15 protein-coding genes are annotated in these 18,630 nt (G+C 61.6%); 10 read left to right on the top strand and 5 right to left on the bottom strand.

The window, feature by feature from the left end:
• Positions 1–48 precede the first annotated feature (48 nt).
• The 3 genes from ACSEXS_RS15755 (at position 49) to ACSEXS_RS15765 (ending at position 2,579) form a co-directional block, all read left to right on the top strand.
• Complete coding sequence (locus ACSEXS_RS15755; RefSeq protein ID WP_438434190.1) at positions 49–822, top strand: class I SAM-dependent methyltransferase; 774 nt, start codon at positions 49–51, stop codon at positions 820–822.
• A gap of 157 nt (positions 823–979) precedes the next feature.
• Positions 980–1,912: a helix-turn-helix transcriptional regulator gene (locus ACSEXS_RS15760; protein ID WP_438434191.1), complete on the top strand. Its 933-nt coding sequence runs from the start codon at positions 980–982 to the stop codon at positions 1,910–1,912.
• A 118-nt stretch (positions 1,913–2,030) separates the two neighbouring features.
• Positions 2,031–2,579 (top strand): GNAT family N-acetyltransferase, encoded by a 549-nt coding sequence (locus ACSEXS_RS15765; protein ID WP_438434192.1) that lies wholly within the window; start codon positions 2,031–2,033, stop codon positions 2,577–2,579.
• A gap of 123 nt (positions 2,580–2,702) precedes the next feature.
• Here the strand turns inward: ACSEXS_RS15765 and asd are convergent, their stop codons facing one another.
• Together asd and ACSEXS_RS15775 are read right to left on the bottom strand one after the other, a co-directional pair.
• A complete protein-coding gene (gene asd, locus ACSEXS_RS15770; protein ID WP_438434193.1) occupies positions 2,703–3,815 on the bottom strand; it encodes an aspartate-semialdehyde dehydrogenase in 1,113 nt (370 codons plus the stop codon).
• 163 nt (positions 3,816–3,978) lie between these two features.
• Entirely contained in the window at positions 3,979–4,560 is a 582-nt protein-coding gene (locus ACSEXS_RS15775) for a hypothetical protein (RefSeq protein ID WP_438434194.1), read from the bottom strand.
• Between the two features lie 292 nt (positions 4,561–4,852).
• On the opposite strand from ACSEXS_RS15775, the gene trxA reads away from it, so the two are divergent.
• The gene (trxA, locus tag ACSEXS_RS15780) at positions 4,853–5,170 is read left to right on the top strand and encodes a thioredoxin (protein ID WP_438434195.1); all 318 of its coding nucleotides are present in this window, start codon (positions 4,853–4,855) and stop codon (positions 5,168–5,170) included.
• A gap of 149 nt (positions 5,171–5,319) precedes the next feature.
• Entirely contained in the window at positions 5,320–7,425 is a 2,106-nt protein-coding gene (gene uvrC / locus ACSEXS_RS15785; protein WP_438434196.1) for an excinuclease ABC subunit UvrC, read from the top strand.
• Between the two features lie 24 nt (positions 7,426–7,449).
• Here uvrC and ACSEXS_RS15790 read toward each other — a convergent pair whose 3' ends face one another.
• Entirely contained in the window at positions 7,450–9,117 is a 1,668-nt protein-coding gene (locus tag ACSEXS_RS15790) for a CPBP family intramembrane glutamic endopeptidase (RefSeq protein ID WP_438434197.1), read from the bottom strand.
• A gap of 254 nt (positions 9,118–9,371) precedes the next feature.
• On the opposite strand from ACSEXS_RS15790, the gene ACSEXS_RS15795 reads away from it, so the two are divergent.
• Together ACSEXS_RS15795 and ACSEXS_RS15800 are read left to right on the top strand one after the other, a co-directional pair.
• The gene (locus tag ACSEXS_RS15795; RefSeq protein WP_438434198.1) at positions 9,372–10,748 is read left to right on the top strand and encodes a TrkH family potassium uptake protein; all 1,377 of its coding nucleotides are present in this window, start codon (positions 9,372–9,374) and stop codon (positions 10,746–10,748) included.
• Positions 10,749–10,804: 56 nt separating this feature from the next.
• Positions 10,805–11,473, top strand: a complete 669-nt coding sequence (locus ACSEXS_RS15800) for a potassium channel family protein (protein WP_438434199.1) — start codon at positions 10,805–10,807, stop codon at positions 11,471–11,473.
• Between the two features lie 39 nt (positions 11,474–11,512).
• On the opposite strand, the gene ACSEXS_RS15805 is transcribed toward ACSEXS_RS15800, so the two are convergent.
• Positions 11,513–12,436, bottom strand: coding sequence for a LysR family transcriptional regulator (locus ACSEXS_RS15805; RefSeq protein WP_438434200.1), 924 nt, complete (start codon positions 12,434–12,436; stop codon positions 11,513–11,515).
• A 234-nt stretch (positions 12,437–12,670) separates the two neighbouring features.
• On the opposite strand from ACSEXS_RS15805, the gene ACSEXS_RS15810 reads away from it, so the two are divergent.
• Genes ACSEXS_RS15810 through sdhB form a run of 3 tightly spaced genes read left to right on the top strand, consistent with a single transcriptional unit; the run spans position 12,671 to position 15,978 of the window.
• Complete coding sequence (locus tag ACSEXS_RS15810; RefSeq protein WP_438434201.1) at positions 12,671–13,345, top strand: succinate dehydrogenase cytochrome b558 subunit; 675 nt, start codon at positions 12,671–12,673, stop codon at positions 13,343–13,345.
• 1 nt (position 13,346) lies between these two features.
• Positions 13,347–15,107: a succinate dehydrogenase flavoprotein subunit gene (gene sdhA / locus ACSEXS_RS15815; protein ID WP_438434202.1), complete on the top strand. Its 1,761-nt coding sequence runs from the start codon at positions 13,347–13,349 to the stop codon at positions 15,105–15,107.
• 1 nt (position 15,108) lies between these two features.
• On the top strand, positions 15,109–15,978 hold the full coding sequence (sdhB, locus tag ACSEXS_RS15820; protein WP_438434203.1) for a succinate dehydrogenase iron-sulfur subunit: 870 nt from the start codon (positions 15,109–15,111) through the stop codon (positions 15,976–15,978).
• A gap of 248 nt (positions 15,979–16,226) precedes the next feature.
• Here the strand turns inward: sdhB and ACSEXS_RS15825 are convergent, their stop codons facing one another.
• On the bottom strand, positions 16,227–18,491 hold the full coding sequence (locus tag ACSEXS_RS15825; RefSeq protein WP_438434204.1) for a HelD family protein: 2,265 nt from the start codon (positions 18,489–18,491) through the stop codon (positions 16,227–16,229).
• Positions 18,492–18,630: the final 139 nt, after the last annotated feature.

Here is an 18,630-nt window from a genome sequence, read left to right on the forward strand (position 1 = left end):
GTGCGGCCAAAATAGTCCGTCAACCCGAAAAACGGAGGAGATTTGCGCATGGACAAACGCCTCACCTTTAACGAAGATCCGGAGGCATACGAGAAATGGCGGCCGCGCTACGTCGGCGGCTTGTTTGAGGAGATTTTCGCTTATGCGAAGCTTGCGGCCGGGAGCATTGCCATCGAGGTCGGCATCGGAACCGGGCAGGCGACGGAGCCGTTCCTGAAGGCGGGCTGCCGGATCACGGCCATCGAGTTGGGCGAAGAGCTGGCGAGGTATTCCGCACGGAAGTTTGCCCGGTATCCTCATCTCCGCGTCGTTCAGCAGGCCTTCGAGGATTATGCCGGTCCTCTTGGCGAGACCGACCTGCTCTATTCGGGAACCGCCTTTCATTGGATTCCTGAGCCGCTCGGGTACGACAAGGCTTATGCGTTGTTAAAGCCCGGCGGCACACTTGCTTTGTTCTGGAATCATGCGACGGTCAGTCCGGCGAACCTTGCGCTGAAGCAGGCGGTGGATGAGGTGTACCGCGATTATTTCCCGAAGTCGTCCAAGCCCATCGAAACCCTGAGCGAACATAGCGAACGGATCGGCTTAGGCATCGAACGGGCGGGCTTTGCCGATTACCGGCTCAAGCTGTTCCATAGCGAGCGGCAGTTTGGCGTGGAGGAGTACGTCGGGCTGCTGCAAACCTATTCGGATCACCGCCATCTGCCGCCGGAGGCGAAGAGGCCCTTCGAAGCCGGATTGCGCGAAGCCATTCATGCTCACGGCGGGACGGTGATCGTCCGGGACACCATCGACCTGCATCTCGGACGCAAGCCTAGCTAGGTTCTTCTCGCGCCATCATCGCCAGCGTTCTTCGCTTGCCATTCCCGCGGTAATCCCTGACCCGAGCGACCATCCGCCGCAAGGCCCGGAGCGCAAGCGAAGTCAAATCTGCCTCAAGCACTCCGTGCTACTCTATGAGTGAAAGGAGGAAGCACTCTTGTACGAATGGAACGAGATGGTGCAGCTCATGGTCAATTGGGTCGATGAGCACTTGGGGGATACGGAGATGCCAACACTATTGCAGATGTCCGAGCAGCTTGGCTATTCGCCGTATCATTGTACTCGACGGTTCCATGAGCTGACCGGTATGACGCTCCGTGATTACATCTGGCAGCGTCGGATCAGCCGAGCTGCCATGGAGCTAAGAGATTCGGATGCGCGCATTCTCGACGTGGCGGTTCAATTCGGCTTTTCCTCGCAGGAGGCGTTTTCCCGGGCGTTCGTTAAAGCGTTCGGCCTGCCTCCAGCAGCCTACCGCCGGCTTCAGGTACCGATCCGCCTCGCCGTTCGTCAGGAGGTGTTCTCCCCTTATCACCATCAGATGAAGGAGCGAGAGGCAATGAGCAATCCGCAATTCGCAGCAAAGGAAGTCCAAATTCTTACGGAAACCATTCCGGCACACCAATTCGTCGGCATTTGGGACCCCGAGGTCAACAATTACGGCGATTTTTGGCAGAATGGCCATTCCATCGATGATATTTGCGGCCAACTGGAGAGCATGGCTCCCCGGTCGCTTCCCGGCCAAATTTCCCAGACGGCCGGGTGGTTTAGCCTTGGCGAGAAGACGGACCAAGGCCAAAGCCGAGGCTACCTGTACGGCATCCTTCTGCCCTTGGACGACAAGGGCGAACTGCCGGAAGGGATGGAAAGTCGGGAGTATCCCGAGTCGGACTATCTGGTGTTCTTTCACCCGCCGTTCGACTACCTTCGACGGAACGCGGAGGTCATGGCGGCCGTGGAGGACTTGGCTTGGTCTTATGATCCCGCCGAGCGAGGGTATGCCTGGGACGACTCGCGTCCTGCCTATCAGCGGCACTACCCGGAGGTCTACGGCTACGCGGTCGTGCGGCCGGTCAAGCGGCTTGGCTGAGTCAAGTGTCTGGTCGCAAGCCTTACCGTTCGCGTGAAAAGGGGCGAAATCCCGTCAATCTGCGGGACTTCGCCTTTCTTATGTCGCGGCGAGCAGGGATTTCAGGAGGAGAATAGAGATGAGAATCGAAGAGGCACGGGAGTATGCGGTACGGGGGTTAACCTATCGAATCCGTTCCGCGGCGCGGGAGGATGCGGCGGAATTGGCTCAGGTACGCCTGCAGATTGACGGAGAAACCGAGAACATGGATCGGGAAAGCGGCGAAGCGTACCTCGATCCGTCCGGCTTCGAAGCGCTGATCGTCCAGGACACTGTGCTGGAGCGCAACCTGTTCCTGATCGCAGAGGCCAATGGCCGAATCGCCGGGTTTTCCCGGTGTGAGGGGAGCTCCTTGAATCGGCTGAAGCACAAGGTCGAATTCGGTGTATGCGTCCTGCAAGCTTACTGGGGTCACGGGATCGGCCGAAGCCTATTGGCCGAATCGATTGCCTGGGCCGATGCCAACGGCTTGAAGAAAATCTCGCTGAGCGTGCTGGAAACGAACGAGAAAGCCATCCGGCTCTACCAAAGCCTGGGCTTCGAGATGGAGGGGTGGCTGAGGAAGGACAAGCTTCTGGCGGACGGCCGCTACTACGATACGCTCGTGATGGGGCGCTGGCGGGACTAGCGGTTCGCCCCAACAGTGTCCCTATGGCGGCGGGCCCCGATAGGCCGAAAGCGTCCTGCGCACGAAAAAAGACAAGCCGGCAGTACTTACGCGGCTTGTCTTTTGGGTTAGGGGCGCTGTCGATTAGACCTCGACGGCCGAGTCGGATTGCACCCGGGGCTGAATATAGCCTTCGGCCTTCAGCAGCTCGGCGATCAGCACGCCGCCGCCGGCGGCGCCGCGCAGCGTATTGTGCGACAGGCCGACGAATTTGTAATCGTAGAGGCCGTCTTCGCGCAGCCGACCGGCGGAGATGCCCATGCCGTTCTCGATGTCGCGGTCCAGCTTCGTCTGCGGCCGGTTCTCCTCTTCGAAGTAGGTGATGAAGGAAGCGGGCGCGCTCGGCAGCTTCAGTTCCTGCGGGCGTCCGGCGTAGGTTCTCCAGCGCTCGAGGATCTCTTCCTTGGACGGCTTGGTCTCGAAGGAGACGAAGACCGTGGCCAGGTGGCCGTCCGTGACCGGCACCCGGATGCACTGGGTGGTGATGACGGGTGCCGTCGCCTTGACGATCTCGCCGTTCTCGACCGTGCCCCAGATGCGCAGCGGCTCCTGCTCGCTCTTCTCTTCCTCGCCGCCGATATAGGGAATGACGTTGTCGAGCATATCCGGCCAATCGGTGAAGTTCTTGCCGGCTCCGGAGATCGCCTGGTAGGTGCTGGCGACGACCTGCGTCGGCTTGAAGTCGCGCAGCGCATGCAGCAGCGGAACATAGCTCTGGATCGAGCAGTTCGGCTTGACGGCGATGAAGCCGGTCTCGGTGCCGAGGCGCTCGCGCTGATGGCGGATGACCTCCAGGTGCTCCGGGTTGATCTCCGGCACGACCATCGGCACGTCCGGCGTCCAGCGGTGCGCGGAGTTGTTGGAGATCACCGGCACGCCGGCCTTGGCGTAAGCCTCTTCCAGCGCCTGGATATCCGCCTTCTTCATATCGACGGCGCAGAAGATCAGATCGACGTGCGGGGCGATTTCCTCCACCTTGGAGGCGTCCTGCACGACGATGGTTTTAACGGTTTCGGGGATCGGAGTGGAGAGCTTCCAGCGGCCCTGAACCGATTGTTCGTACGGCTTGCCCGCCGAGTTGGCGCTCGCGGCGATCGTCGTCACCTCGAACCAAGGGTGATTCTCCAGAAGCGCGATGAACCGCTGGCCGACCATGCCGGTGCCGCCGACGATTCCGGCTTTGAGCTTCTCTGCCATGAGGCTATTTCATTCCCTTCGCAAGCGGCTGTCTTCAGCCGTTTCATTGTACTGAATTGTAAAGGAAAAGCCGGGAACATACAACCCATAATCCTGCAAAATGGGCGGGAAAAGACTGGCTTCCCATCCCCGGGCCGCGGAACGTCTTGCTCCATGGCGGCAGCTACTTTGCGGCCTCGGCCAACTGGGCTTCGATGGACTTGTGTACCTCGTCGGATGTGAATCTTCCCGATGAGGGCAGACGGGACGTATCCTGAATGGCATGGACGAACAGCAGCGTTTTACCGTTCCAGTCAAAATAGCGCGTTTGAAGATCGAACAGCTCCGTCCGTTTCATTACCGGACGCGGGGAGTCGGCGGGCAGCGGCAGGCCGAAATAGTAATGGATTCGCATGGTAGGCCTGTTCTCGCCGCCGACGCCCGGTTGGACCAAGTCGCTCAGAGCATAGCTGTGTTCATTCGGAACGTCCAATACATAAGTGCTGAAAACCCCGCTCTCTTTCCAGAGGCCGAGCGGGGTTCGGTTTAAACCGATCACGCCGATGCGGTCGCGCGAGGCGAGCAGGATGACCCGGGTGTCGGGCTTGCCCATGATCGGCTCCCGCTCCTCCAGAAGGATATCGGCGGGCGAAAATCCGTACTGATGGAGCTGTCCGGCGAACGAGTGGCGATACAGGTAAACCGCGCTTTGCGCGACGACGGCGATCACGAGGATCGAGACGCTGAGGATGCGAAGTAGTTTCATCCGGGCACTCCTTGCCGGGAGGATTTGGCAATAGTTTACCATACCGGTGCCAAATGGGCGATAGGCGGCAGGCTGTCTTCTGCGGACCCGGTGCCGGTTTTTGGCGGGTGGGTTCCGGATCAAGCAAGCGTCGGACCCGATCCCGTTTGCCGAGCGAAACTCCCTTTAAGGCCTTTCGCGGACCCTTTTCGGCTTGCTTTACTTGTCTGCCGGAAATGGGTAAGATAGATAAGTAGCGACATCTGGAGCTTATCCTGCGATAGGCCCTTACTTTAGAAAAGGAGGATCAACCATGGCAATCGTCAACGTATCGGACCAAACCTTCGGCGGTGAAGTGGAAGGCAAAGGAACCGTACTGGTGGATTTCTGGGCACCGTGGTGCGGCCCTTGCAAAATGATTGCGCCGGTCCTTGAAGAGCTGGACCAAGAGTTTGGAGATAGCGTGAAAATCGCCAAGCTGAATGTGGATGACAACCCCGAATCCGCATCGCGTTTCGGAGTAATGAGCATTCCTACCTTGATCGTATTCAAGGACGGCCAGCCGGTCGACAAGATCGTCGGCTTCCAGTCCAAGGATGCGCTGAAGAACGTCGTCTCCCGCCATCAGTAAGAGCGGGCGGCTTCGGGCGCCGGTTGGAAGGGACTTTGCGGTCCCGCACTCCGGCAGCCCCGCGCTCAGGCGCAACCAAGCAGGCGGAGGACACCGGCGGTGAGGCCGGACGATTCCCCTGCTCTTTTTTATGAGAATGAGGTGAACATATGATCGCGTCCGTACCGGAGAACATCCGCCACAAGCTGGCTCTTTTGCCGGACCAGCCGGGCTGTTACCTGATGAAGAATCAGGACGGCAAAATCATCTACGTCGGCAAGGCCAAGGTGCTGAAGAACCGGGTCCGGTCTTATTTTACCGGCAGCCACAACGGCAAAACGCAGCGGCTGGTGAGCGAGATCCGGGACTTTGAATATATCGTCACGGCGAGCAACATGGAGGCGCTGATCCTCGAATGCAACCTCATTAAGAAGCATTCGCCGCGCTACAACGTGCTGCTGAAGGACGACAAGACATACCCTTACATCAAAATCACCAACGAAGAGCATCCCCGCCTGGAGGTGACCCGCAAGGTCGTGGGGGACAAGGCGAAATATTACGGCCCTTATCCCAATGCTTATGCCGCCCACGAAACCAAGAAGCTGCTCGACCGGCTGTATCCCCTGCGCAAGTGCCGGACGATGCCGCCGAAGGTCTGCCTGTATTACCACATCGGCCAATGCGTGGCTCCCTGCGAATTTGACGTCCCGCCCGAGACCTACCGCGATATGCTGACGGATATCCAGAGGTTCCTTTCCGGAGGACACCGGGAAATCCGCAAGGAGATCGAGAAGAAAATGCACGAGGCGGCGGAAAACCTTGAATTCGAGCGGGCCCGCGAGTTCCGCGACCAGATCGCGAGCATCGATGCCGTCCTGGAGCAGCAGAAGATCACCACGCTCGACCGGGTGGACCGCGACGTCTTCGGCTACGCCGTCGACAAGGGCTGGATGTGCGTGCAGGTGCTGTACATGCGGCAGGGCAAGATGATCGAGCGGCACGCTTCGGTGTTCCCTTATTACGGGGAGGAGTACGACGACTTTCTCTCCTTCGTGACCCAGTATTACAGCAGCAACCCGGCGATTCCGCGCGAGGTGCTGCTGCCCGCCGCCCCCGGGACGGAAGTGGCCGGGGAGGAGACCGAGGCGGCAGCCGGGCAGGCTGTCGAAGCGGACGGCGCTGACGCCGGAACAGCGGACGGCACAGAGCTTATTGTAGCGGCCGATGCCGCGGCCGACGATGCGCTCGCGGGCATCGACGAAATCGGTGAAATCAACGAGGAAGCGTTCGGAGACGAAGCGGAGGACGACGAGGACTCGGCCGAGGAAGCGGCCGAGGAGGCGGACAGGGAGGCCGCGGAAGGCGCGGTCCGCAGCACCGGCGACCTGAAGGAGCTGCTGGAGACCTGGCTCGGGATCAAGGCGCATATTCCCCGCCGCGGCCGCAAGCGCAAGATGGTCGCCATGGCGGAGAAGAACGCGCGGATGTCACTCGACGAGAAATTCCGCCTGATCGAACGCGACGAAGCGCGCACGGTCAAGGCGGTGGAGAACCTCGGCGAGTACCTCGGCACCGGGCCGATTCGCCGCATCGAGGCGTTCGACAACTCGAACATCCAGGGCAGCGATCCGGTCTCGGCGATGGTCGTCTTCACCGACGGCAAGCCCGACAAGAAGGAGTACCGCAAGTACAAGGTCAAGACGGTTCAGGGACCGGACGATTACGAGACGATGCGCGAAGTCGTCCGCAGGCGCTATGAGCGGGTGCTGAAGGAAGGGCTGCCGCTGCCCGACCTGGTCGTCATCGACGGCGGCCGGGGCCATATCTCTGCGGCCGCGGACGTGCTGGAGAACGAGCTGGGGCTGTTCCTGCCCGTCTGCGGGCTCGTGAAGGATGCCAAGCACAAGACGGCGGAGCTGATGGCGGGCGATCCGCCGCAGGTCGTGCCGCTGCCGCGCGACAGCCAGGAGTTCTACCTGCTGCAGCGGATTCAGGACGAGGTGCACCGCTTTGCGATCACCTTCCACCGCGAGATCCGCGGCAAGTCGATGGTCGTCTCCCAGCTCGACGCCATCCCCGGCATCGGCGAGAAGCGGCGCAAGCAGCTGCTCAAGCATTTTGGCTCGCTGAAAAAAATCCGAGAGGCCGCAGTCGAAGACTTTCGGCCTCTCGGAATCGGGGATAAGCTCGCGACGACCATCCTCCGGGCGCTGCGCCAGGAGGATGGCCCTGCGGGTTCCGAGGCGGGTCCGGATGCGGACCCGCCGGCGGAATAAAGGTAGCTAAGGGAGGGCCGGCGATCAAGCCGGCCCTTCCGCTTGTTCCGAAGAACGGCGATGAAACCGGCCGTGCAGGAAGCGGATGACCACGGCGACGAGCAGCGGCGTCGCCATATAGAAGAGGCCGAGCAGGATGGCGCCGACGGTCTTCTCCGCCGTCATATAGGACAGGCTCATGAGGATGATGTCCATCGAGACGTGTGCGAAGATGGCGGTATACAGACCGTAGCGGAGGAACACGTAGCCGAAGATGAGCCCCAGCGCCGTTACTTCGAACAGGCGCGTATAATTGGGGTAGAAGGCGTAAGCGGCATGGCCGGCCGCCCAGACGAGCGCCGGCAGCAGCACGCAGAGGAAGCGGACGAGCTGCCGGCCGACGCGGCTCTTGCCTTCCGGCAGCATCTTGCGGAACAGCGCGATCCCGAACAGCCGGAACGCCAGCTCTTCGCCGATCCCCGCGTACCAGGCTAGCGTCGGAAACAGCCAGGGCCAATAGAGGTTATCCAGCGACTGGGACGGGTCGCTGACGGAGAAGGTATCGAACGCCTCAAAGGCGAACAGGAACAGCACCTGCTGGACGCCCATGATAAAGATGCTGATCAGGTAACCGCGTCCCATGCTGGCATAGACGTGACGGCCAAACCCGTCGTCCTTCCAGCGCGGCCAGGGGTTCCAGCCCCTTTCCCGCCAGAGGACGTCGCCCGACACGGCGTTGAAGTAGACGGACACGGCGAGCAGCGCATAGATGACGAGGCTCGAGAAGAACAGCAGGCTGTCGCTGATCGAAGCGAGCTGACTCGGCGCGACGCTGGCCTTCTGGGCGGGCAGGCTGTTGTAGGTGTAGAGGCTGATCGCCGACAGGAACACCAGGCTGAACAGGATGCCGCGGCTGAAGCGGGCGTTCTTGCGCTTGACGATCATCAGAATGAGTCCGACCAATCCGAAGATAAAGGCGCCGGCCATGTAGAGGAAGCTGTAGACCGCAGCGCCCCGGTCCTGGCCGTTCAGCCAGGAGACGAAATCGGCGGGAAGCTGGAAGGAGGGAGCCGATTGGGTGATCCCGGTCTGGTTGGAATGGACGTTTACGACGACCTTGGCTTCGCCGATGGAAAGAGCTTTTGCCGTAAAGGGAATCTTGAGGGAAACGTTGCCGAATGAAGCGATCTCGGAATCCGGAACGCCCATCGTAAAGTCCGACGGATTGAAGCCGATGGCCCGCAGGCCGTTCTCCGCCTGATTGGGTGTGCCTTGCTCCACCACGGGAGCCTGCTCGGAAAAAGGCTTGGCGGCCTGGAAGCCGAACACGCGGGCTTCGTCCAAGCCGACCAGCACGTAGACCCGCTGTCTGTCTCCGACGGCGAGCTCGACCCGCCAGAATTCAAGCGGCAGCGTCTTCTTGAGCTTCTTGTCGTACTCGTCCAGAAGGTCGTTCTTGGCGAGATAGGCTTCCGTCTTCTTGTCGGTGATATAGACGGTTTCTTCCGCCCGGGCGGGCGGGCCGGACATGTGGCTGCCATACCATTCGAGGGCTTTGGCCTCCGCCGTTGCTTGGGTAACGGGGGGCTGGGAAGGCATGCTGTCGGGATTGTCTTCTCCCTGGATGCCGTACCAGGCGACCACGGAGAGGTACAGGGCGACGCCGATCAGCGCCAAAATCAGGAGCTTGCGGTTAAGCCGGATTGAGAACAAGCCTTTTCCTCCTTCAAGTCGTCCTATCGTCCTGAGAACACTTTCCTGTTTATTATAACCGCTGCCAATCGGCGGAGTCCATGACCGGCAAGCGCTCCCCTCTCGGGCGGCAGGCTTCGGCGGGACGCCTTCCGGAAAAGGCATTGGAAAATCGGCGGCTGCGGGCTATAATCTATTTCATTATGGATAAGAACGCAGTAGGGATAAATAAATGGAGACGGACCATCATTCCGAACGAAGGGAGGAGCAGCCCTATGGCCGTAAAATCTAGCCTAAGCCGCGGTGCGCGCCGCCTATTCGTCCGGCTGACCCCGCCGCAGATTCTGGTCACCGGCTTCGCCCTCATCATTCTGACCGGCGGATTTCTGTTGATGCTGCCCGCTTCATCCGCTTCGGGACAGGCTACTCCGTTCCTGGACGCGCTGTTCACCTCGACCTCCGCCACCTGCGTGACCGGGCTGGTCGTGGTCGACACCGGCCTGCACTGGAGCCTGATGGGCAAGCTGGTCATTCTGCTGCTGATCCAGGTCGGCGGGCTCGGCTTCATGACGATGGCAAGCCTCATCATGCTCGTCTTCCGCCGGAAGATTTCCTTGCGGGAGCGGCTGATCCTGCAGGAAGCCCTCAACCAGAGCAGCATGGCGGGCATCGTCCGGCTGATCCGCCGGGTGTTGCTCTATGCCCTGGTGGTGGAAGGGACAGGAGCGCTTCTGCTCGCGTTCCGCTTCTCCTTCGATATGCCTCCCGGACAAGCGCTGCTCTTCGGCCTGTTTCACGGGGTATCGATGTTCAACAACGCCGGGTTCGACTTGTTCGGGCCGCTCACCGGTCCGTTCAGCAGCCTGACCTCCTATGCCAACGATCCGCTCGTGAACCTCGTGGTCATGCTGCTGATCGTCATCGGCGGCATCGGCTTCGTCGTCATCGCCGAGCTGAACGATTACCGCGAGAGACGCCGTCTCTCGCTGCACACCAAGGTGGTGCTGACCTCGACGGTTCTTCTGATCGGGATCGGCGCTGTGGTGTTCTATGTCTTCGAATACACCAACCCGCTCACGCTCCGGCCGCTTCATCCGGGGGGCAAGGTGCTCGCCTCGTTCTTCGCCTCGGTGACGCCCAGGACGGCGGGAGCCAACACCATCGACGTGACGGGCATGCGCCAGGCCTCGCAGTTTTTTACCATCATCCTGATGTTCATCGGGGCGTCCCCCGGTTCCACCGGGGGCGGCATCAAGACCACCACCTTCTCGATCCTGATCGGTGCGATGATCGCCATGCTGCGCGGCAAGGAGGACATCGTCTTCTTCCGCAGCCGGCTGGCGAAGGACCGCATCTACAAAGCGATCACCCTGACGCTGTTTGCCCTCATGCTGGTGGTCGCCGTCGCGATGGTGCTGTCCACCACCGAGGATGTGAACTTCCTGCGCATCCTGTTCGAGGTGACCTCGGCGTTCGGAACGGTGGGGCTGTCCATGGGACTCACGCCTCACCTGACCCTCGTCGGCAAAATCCTGATTATCTTCATGATGTTCCTGGGCCGGTTGGGCCCCCTGACCTTGGCCTACGCCCTTCAGCCGAAGCCGGAGAAAGAACTGTTCCGGTACCCCGAGGGCAAAATAACGATCGGATAGCGGCCTGAACGCGCGGCAAGCGCATGGCCCCGAGATGAAAGCGGAGGACGAGCGAAATGGGAAAAAAGCAATTTGCGGTCATCGGATTGGGACGGTTCGGGGCCAGCCTCGCCAGAGAGCTGTTTCAATTGGACTATGAGGTGCTCGGCATCGACCGGGACGAGGAGCGGGTGAACGACATGAGTCCCTACCTGACCCATGCGGTGGTGGCGGACGCCATCGACGAGGGAACCTTGCGCTCCTTGGGCCTGCGCAACTTCGACTGCGGCGTGGTGGCGATCGGCAGCGATGTTCAGGCGAGCATCATGACCGCGATCCTATTGAAGGACATCGGCGTGAAGACCGTGGTGGCGAAGGCGGTATCGAAGATTCACGGCAAGGTGCTGGACAAGATCGGCGTGGACCGCGTCGTCTTCCCCGAGCGCGACATGGGCATCCGCGTTGCCCACCAGCTCGGCACGCCGAATCTGCTCGATTACATCGAGCTGTCCAAGGAGTATACGATCGCCGAGCTGGCGGCGACGCCGGAGATCGCCGGGCAGACGCTGCGCGAGATCAATCCGCGCGCCCGGTTCGGCGTCAGCGTCGTCGCGCTCTTCAACCGCAGCGGCCGGGTGGTCATCGCTCCCGAGGCGGAAGAGCGGGTCGAGCTTGAGGATGTCCTGGTCGTGATCGGCACGAATGAACAGATCGAACGGTTCGAGGTCGAGATCGCGGACCGGTAGGGAGCGACTGGCCGCAAAACCAAGGGATTGAGACGATCATCAAACGGTCAGAGGCAAGGAAGGGACCTTCGCGCGTTCGGCCCAGTAAGCCTGCGCCTTCTCCACAAAACGTTGCAAATGCGGCGAAGCGGCCGCCTCCTCGGTGAAGATGAGGGAGGTGGTGCGCTTCGCCGCTTCCAGTTCCGGAAGCTGGCGCAGCGCGAGCTCTCCCGATTCCAGGAGCTGCCGCCGCAGGTAGGACATCGGCAGCAGGGTAGCCGCCCGAAGCGACGGGACGAGCCGGAGGATCGCCTCGAAGGAATCGATCTCCATCCGCATGTCGGGCGTGAGGCCGTTCGCTTCGAACAGTTCATCCACCAGCGTCCGGTACCAGGTGCCGCGGGAGAACAGGATCATCGGCAGGCCGTTCAGGTCCTTCATTTCGATCCGGTCTTGGTCGAGGAGCGGATGGCCGGCGGGCAGCAGGAGCGCCAGATGGTCGTCGAACAGCGGCACCGAGCGGACGCCCGCCTGGTCGGCGCGGGAAGCGACGAGGCCGATGTCGACTTGCTTCTCTTTCACGAGCGCGATGATCTCATGGGTTTTGCCGGTCACCGCTTTGATCTCCGTCTCCGGATAAGCTTCGGCATACGCCGTGATCAGGTCGGGCAGCGTCGTTTGCAGGGTGGTCAGACTCGCCCCGATCGTCAGCGCCAGCGGGGCCGTGCCCTCGCGGATGCGGCCGAAGGCGTCCCGCAGCTCTTTTTCCAATGCTCGAATTTTGACGGCATATTCATAATAGATTCGCCCTGCCCGGGTCAGCCGCAGCCGCTTGCCCTCGCGGTCGAACAGGCGCAAGCCGAGCTCCTCCTCCATCGCCATGATCTTCCGCGACACGGCGGGCTGAGACAGGTTCAGGGCAGCCGCCGCCCGATTCACGCTGGCCTCCTCAACCACTGCGGCAAAGACCTCGAAATCGCTCACCGCCATCCTCCTCTCTTATGCCATTTGGTTATCATTCATTATACAAGATTGACATTTCCATTATAAGAGCAAAAGGAGTACTATGAAATTAGTCACAGCGAATGTTAACATTTTGACAATTCGGTGAACGCTGCATCAATTGCTTGCGGCAGGGTTATTTGTTGTAAGAGGGGATATGTAAGGATTTAAGAGAAAGTCGGAAAAGATGACCATGGACGCGTGGGAGGCGGAGCGATGAAGGGGAATTCGTATTATTTTCGCAAGATTCACTCGCTGCTCGGAGTAGTGCCGATCGGGTTCTTTTTGCTGGAGCATCTGATCACGAACTATTCCGCTTACAACGAGGGAGCCGAGGGCTTCAACGAGAAGATCGAATGGATCAACAGCCTGCCGCTCGTGCTCGGCTTGGAGATTTTGTTGATTTGGCTGCCGATTCTCTATCACGGAATCTACGGCTTGTATGTGGCGTTTACGGCCAAAAACAACGTCAAGCGCTACGGGTACTACCGCAATATCATGTTCATGCTCCAACGTGTAACCGGTGTCATTACGCTTGTCTTCATCGGCTGGCATGTCTACGAGACGCGGATTCAACTGGCGCTCGGCCATGTGACGCACGAAGAGCTCGGCATCCGGATGCACGAGATTCTGACGCAGCCCGTTTCTTTTGCGCTATACATAATCGGCACGATTGCGGCTTCCTTCCACTTTACCAACGGCATGTGGTCCTTCCTGGTGAGCTGGGGCATCACGGTGGGCCCTCGGGCGCAAAGAATCTCGGGCTACATCTGGTTTGCGCTGTTCCTCGTCATTTCGGTCATGTTCGTGTTGACGCTCGGCGCCTTTACCGGATCGGAGTTTGAAAAAGCAGCCACGGCAGCCGCGGCGTTGAAAGGACAGGTGATGTAGCATGGCGGCGAATAAACTCATCGTGGTCGGCGGCGGCCTCGCCGGACTCATGGCGACCGTCAAGGCGGCGGAGGCCGGAGTGCCGGTCGAGCTGTTCTCCTTCGTGCCGGTCAAGCGCTCGCACTCGGTTTGCGCCCAGGGCGGCATCAACGGAGCGGTCAATACCAAGGGCGAGGGCGACTCGACCTGGGAGCATTTCGACGACACGGTCTACGGCGGGGACTTCCTCGCCAACCAGCCGCCGGTGAAGGCGATGTGCGACGCGGCTCCCGGCATCATCCACCTGATGGACCGGATGGGCGTCATGTTTAACCGGACGCCCGAGGGCTTCCTCGATTTCCGCCGGTTCGGCGGAACGAAATACCACCGCACGGCGTTTGCCGGGGCGACCACCGGGCAGCAGCTGCTCTATGCGCTCGACGAGCAGGTCCGCCGCCACGAAGCGGCGGGACTGGTCACCAAATACGAATTCTGGGAATTCACCTCGGTTGTCCTGGATGACGAGGGAGTCTGCCGGGGGATCACGGCGCAAGACCTGCGCTCCATGGAGCTGCGGGCCTTCCCCTCGGACGCGGTCATTCTGGCGACCGGGGGCCCGGGGATTATTTTCGGCAAGACGACCAATTCGGTCATCAACACGGGTACGGCGGCCAGCGCGGCCTACCAGCAGGGCGTCTATTACGCCAACGGGGAGTTCATTCAGATTCACCCGACGGCGATCCCCGGCGACGACAAGCTGCGGCTGATGTCGGAGTCGGCGCGCGGCGAAGGCGGCCGGATCTGGACCTACAAGGACGGCAAGCCCTGGTACTTCCTGGAGGAAAAATACCCCGCCTACGGCAACCTCGTGCCGCGCGATATCGCCACCCGGGAGATTTTCGACGTCTGCGTCAACCAGAAGCTTGGGATTAACGGCGAGAATATGGTCTACCTCGACCTGTCGCACAAGGACCCGAAGGAGCTGGACATCAAGCTCGGCGGCATTCTCGAAATCTACGAGAAATTCATGGGCGAGGACCCGCGCAAGATTCCGATGAAGATTTTCCCGGCCGTCCATTATTCGATGGGTGGGCTGTGGGTCGATTACAACCAGATGACCAACATCCCCGGGCTGTTCGCGGCAGGGGAATGCGATTACACCGTCCACGGCGCGAACCGGCTCGGCGCCAATTCGCTCGTCTCCTCGATCTTCGGCGGCATGGTAGCCGGTCCGAAGGCGATCGAGTACATGCAGGGATTGGCGAAGCGCGCGGAGGATGTGTCTTCGCGGCTGTTCGAAGCCGAGCGCGACCGGCAGGCCGACACGTACGAGCAGCTGCTGCGCCTCGACGGCACCGAGAACGCCTACCAGATTCACCGCGAGCTGGGCGAGATGATGACCGAGAACATGACCGTCGTCCGCTACAACTCCAAGCTTCAGGCGACCTTGGATAACCTGGACACGCTCCGCCAGCGTTACCGGCGCATCAGCATGACGGACACCGCCCGCTGGAGCAACCAGGCCGTCGCCTTCACCCGCCAGCTCGGCAACATGCTCGTGCTGGCTCAGGCGATGACGAAGGGGGCGCTGCTCCGCAACGAGAGCCGCGGGGCGCATTACAAGCCGGAATTCCCGGAACGCGACGACGAGCATTTCCTCAAGACGACGAAGGCGCGGTATACGCCGGACGGCCCGGAGATCGAATACGAGCCGGTCGACGTCTCGCTGATCCCGCCGCGCAAGCGCGACTATACGACCGACAAGAAGAAAGGAGCGCACTGATATGGCAGACAGAACGGCAAACGCAGCCCGGCCGCAGGCGAGCATGGCGGAAGCGGCCCTTCCTCTCGAGCTGGAAGCGGTCGATGCCCGGGACCGCACGGGAACGCCGGCCGCCGTCTCGGCTGTCAAACGAACGGTCAAGCTGATCGTCACCCGCCAGGACGACCCGAAATCTCCAGCCTACACCGAAGAATTCGAGGTGCCGTATCGGCCGAATATGAACGTCATCACGGCGCTGATGGACATTCAGCGCAACCCGGTCAACGCCGGAGGCGCGAAGACGACGCCGGTGTGCTGGGAGTCCAATTGCCTGGAGGAGGTGTGCGGCGCCTGCTCGATGGTGATCAACGGCAAGCCGCGCCAGGCCTGCAGCGCGCTCGTCGACAAGCTGGAGCAGCCGATCCGGATCGCGCCGATGAAGACGTTCCCGGTGATCCGCGACCTGGTGATCGACCGCGGGCGGATGTTCACCGCGCTGAAAAAGGTCAAGGCCTGGATTCCCATCGACGGCACCTACGACCTCGGTCCCGGACCGAGGATGGCGGAGGCCAAGCGCCAATGGGCGTATGAGCTGTCCAAATGCATGACTTGCGGCGTCTGCCTGGAAGCTTGCCCGAACGTCAATGACCGCACGAGCTTCATCGGACCGGCCGCCATCTCCCAGGTGCGGCTGTTCAACGCCCATCCGACCGGCGAGATGAACAAGCACGAGCGGCTCGATGCGCTCATGGAGGACGGCGGGATCGAGGGCTGCGGCAACTCGCAGAACTGCGTCCGTTCCTGTCCGAAGGGCATCCCGCTGACCACCTCGATTGCGGAGATGAACAAAGACACGACCAAGCAATTATTCAAGAAGTGGTTGGGGCTGTAGGGCAAAGCGGACCGGAAGAGCAAGCCGGTCTGCAGAAGAAAGGCATGGCTCGGAGAAGAAAGCCGCAGCCCGGGGGAGAAGGCAAGCCCGAAGTAGAATGGCGCGGCTTGAAGGAGAAGGCCGGTCCGGAGAAGCGGGCCGCAGTCCGGGAGAAGGCCGGACCGGGCGATGGAAGAGGTCCTCGGAAAGACGAAAAGCGTTCTTCCCTTCGCGGATTGCGAAGGGGAGAACGCTCTTTTTGCTGCGAATCAAGCGGTTGTCCCATCGGCCGGCTGCTCGGTCTGCTTCGGTTGCGGCAGCAGACGGGAAGGCTCCCCGGCGCAGTGAACCTCCAGCCGGTGCAGGGCGCGGGTGGATGCCACGTAGAGCAGCTTGGCGTCCCGCTCCGTGGCTTCGTAATGGAGCTCATCGACGTCGGCCAGGATAACGGCGTCGAACTCCAGTCCCTTCGCCAGGTAGACGGGAACGACGGACAGCCCGCCCTCGTAGCGGAGGTTGCCCGCGTGGATCAGGTTGGCGGGCATGCCCCGCCCGGCCAGCTCGGCGTGGGCCCGGGCGGCTTCCTCCGCCGTGCGGGTGATCACCGCTGCGGTGTTGATGCCGCCTTCGGCGAGCAGGCCGGAGACCGCCTCCGCCAGAGCGGAGAGGCGCTCAGCCGGCTCGACCCGGCGAAGCCGCACCGGCTCCCCGGTGCGGAACACCGGGACGGCCAGCGAATCGCCAAGGCCGCCGTTCGTGAGCACGCCGTTGGCGAATTCGATGATCTCCGTCGTCGACCGGTAGCTGCGGTCGAGCCGGTAGAAGCCGCGGCCTTCTTCGGGGAACTGCTCGAGGAATTCCTCCCAGCGGTGAATGCCGCGGTAATCGTGAATCCCCTGGGCCAAGTCGCCCAGGATGGTGAACGAGCCGGTCGGCACATGCTGCCGGAGCACGGCAAGCTGGAAGGGGGAGAAGTCCTGGGCTTCGTCGATGACGGCGTGATCGAACCGGTCGTTCCCCTCCACGCCGTACCAGCGGTTATGGATATGCAAGAGGGGAGCGAGGTCCTCCTCGGCGACGGTTTTCTTGCGCAGCCCCTTGAGCGTCGGCTCCGCGATGCTGGCAGGAACTCCTGCGGCGGATGAACCGTCCGCCTCAAACAGCCGGGCGTAAAAGGTAAGCGGCGTATAAGCGGGCCACTGCTTCAGGTAGGTCTTGAGCTTGGCGTTCGCCTTGCCCTTGCGGTCCTTGCGCACCTTCGGATCGCCGATCTGGTCGAGCTGCATCTCCAGCCAGCGGCGGATGCGGGCTTCGCCGCGCTGGCGGCGTTTCAACAGCGGATAATGGCGGATTTCTTCATAGAACCATTTACGGATCTGCGCCGCCCGCAGCACCTTCCCCTCCCAGGGGCTGTAGTCCAAGTCGGGGATGTAGGACGCTTCATAGCGGTCGAGCTCGGCGTCGATCCGTTCCCGGAAGGCGAGAGAGCCCTTGAACCGGCCGGCGGGCGGTTCGGATGCGGCTGCCGGTTCGGCCGCGGTGGTCAGGGACTCGGGCCCGCCGTTCTCACCGGCGGGTTCGGCCGTCCGAGCCGCTCCGGCAGCGGCTTTGCGGCCCTTCTTGGCCGCAGCCGCGGCCGAGCTCCCCGGCAGCCGGAAATGCTCGTCGTACGAAGCGGCCGCGTCGACCAGCTTGAGCGGCTCGTTCAGCCGGTCGAGCGCCCATTCCGGGAAGGTGGTCTGCTTGATGTGGCCGACCCCGAGCTCGGGCAGCACGCCGGAAATGTAATCGAGGAACATCCGGTTCGGCGCAAAGATGATCATCCGCTCGGCCCGCATGCTCTCGCGGTAGCGGTACAGCAGGAAGGCGAGCCGGTGCAGCGCGACCGTCGTCTTGCCGCTTCCCGCGACCCCCTGGATGATCAGCGCCTGGTTGCGGTCGGCGCGGATGATCCGGTCCTGCTCCGCCTGGATCGTCGAGACGATGTCGCGGAGCTTGTTGTCTTTGTTTTCGCCGAGGCGATAGAGCAGGAAATCATCTGACACCCCGGCGCCGATCCCCTCTTGGCCGCGCACGAAGGCGTCGACCAGCCGCTGGAGCTCGCCTTGGCGGATCAGCAGGTTCCGCTTCAGGTGAACGTCGCCTTCGACGGTTCCGTCCGGCGATTCGTACGAAGCGGTGTCCTCGCCGCCGGTGAACGAGTAATACAGCTCGGCCACAGGCGCGCGCCAATCGATGACGAGCAGCCTGCCGTCATCGGAGCGCTCGAGGCCCCGCTTGCCGATATAGAGCGGCATCGGCTCGGGCTTGCCCTTCTCCTGGTAATCCAGCCGGCCGAAGTACGGCTCGTCGGCGGTTCTTGCCAGCTGCTGGCGGCTCTCCTCGCGGACGCCCTCCAGCACCTGCTCGGTGTAATCGTCCCCGCGGTACCGGGGGACCGCTTCCAGGCGTGCCCGCTGCGCTTGGATTTCTTGCGATGTCGTGCGCAGCCGCGACACTTCTTCCAGATAGGCACTTTGATTCGCGTCTGTCAAAATCAGTTACCTCCATGGATCATTCTTGCCGTTCCCTTGGAAAGACAGAAATTTACTATAGCACAACGGCAGCGGGCGAGCAACGGAATCGGGAGATTCGGACGCCCTTCCCCCGCGTCTTCGGTAGGCTGGCAGGTTG

The sequence above is a fragment of the Gorillibacterium terrae genome (assembly GCF_051594785.1).
Lineage (GTDB): Bacteria > Bacillota > Bacilli > Paenibacillales > NBRC-103111 > Gorillibacterium.

Excerpts from the sequence above, each read along its gene's own strand:
- ACSEXS_RS15755 (WP_438434190.1), top strand. The coding sequence starts at position 49 with ATGGACAAACGCCTCACCTTTAACGAAGATCCGGAGGCATACGAGAAA.
- ACSEXS_RS15765 (WP_438434192.1), top strand. The coding sequence starts at position 2,031 with ATGAGAATCGAAGAGGCACGGGAGTATGCGGTACGGGGGTTAACCTAT.
- asd (WP_438434193.1), bottom strand. The coding sequence starts at position 3,815 with ATGGCAGAGAAGCTCAAAGCCGGAATCGTCGGCGGCACCGGCATGGTC.
- ACSEXS_RS15775 (WP_438434194.1), bottom strand. The coding sequence starts at position 4,560 with ATGAAACTACTTCGCATCCTCAGCGTCTCGATCCTCGTGATCGCCGTC.
- trxA (WP_438434195.1), top strand. The coding sequence starts at position 4,853 with ATGGCAATCGTCAACGTATCGGACCAAACCTTCGGCGGTGAAGTGGAA.
- uvrC (WP_438434196.1), top strand. The coding sequence starts at position 5,320 with ATGATCGCGTCCGTACCGGAGAACATCCGCCACAAGCTGGCTCTTTTG.
- ACSEXS_RS15795 (WP_438434198.1), top strand. The coding sequence starts at position 9,372 with ATGGCCGTAAAATCTAGCCTAAGCCGCGGTGCGCGCCGCCTATTCGTC.
- ACSEXS_RS15800 (WP_438434199.1), top strand. The coding sequence starts at position 10,805 with ATGGGAAAAAAGCAATTTGCGGTCATCGGATTGGGACGGTTCGGGGCC.
- ACSEXS_RS15810 (WP_438434201.1), top strand. The coding sequence starts at position 12,671 with ATGAAGGGGAATTCGTATTATTTTCGCAAGATTCACTCGCTGCTCGGA.
- sdhA (WP_438434202.1), top strand. The coding sequence starts at position 13,347 with ATGGCGGCGAATAAACTCATCGTGGTCGGCGGCGGCCTCGCCGGACTC.
- sdhB (WP_438434203.1), top strand. The coding sequence starts at position 15,109 with ATGGCAGACAGAACGGCAAACGCAGCCCGGCCGCAGGCGAGCATGGCG.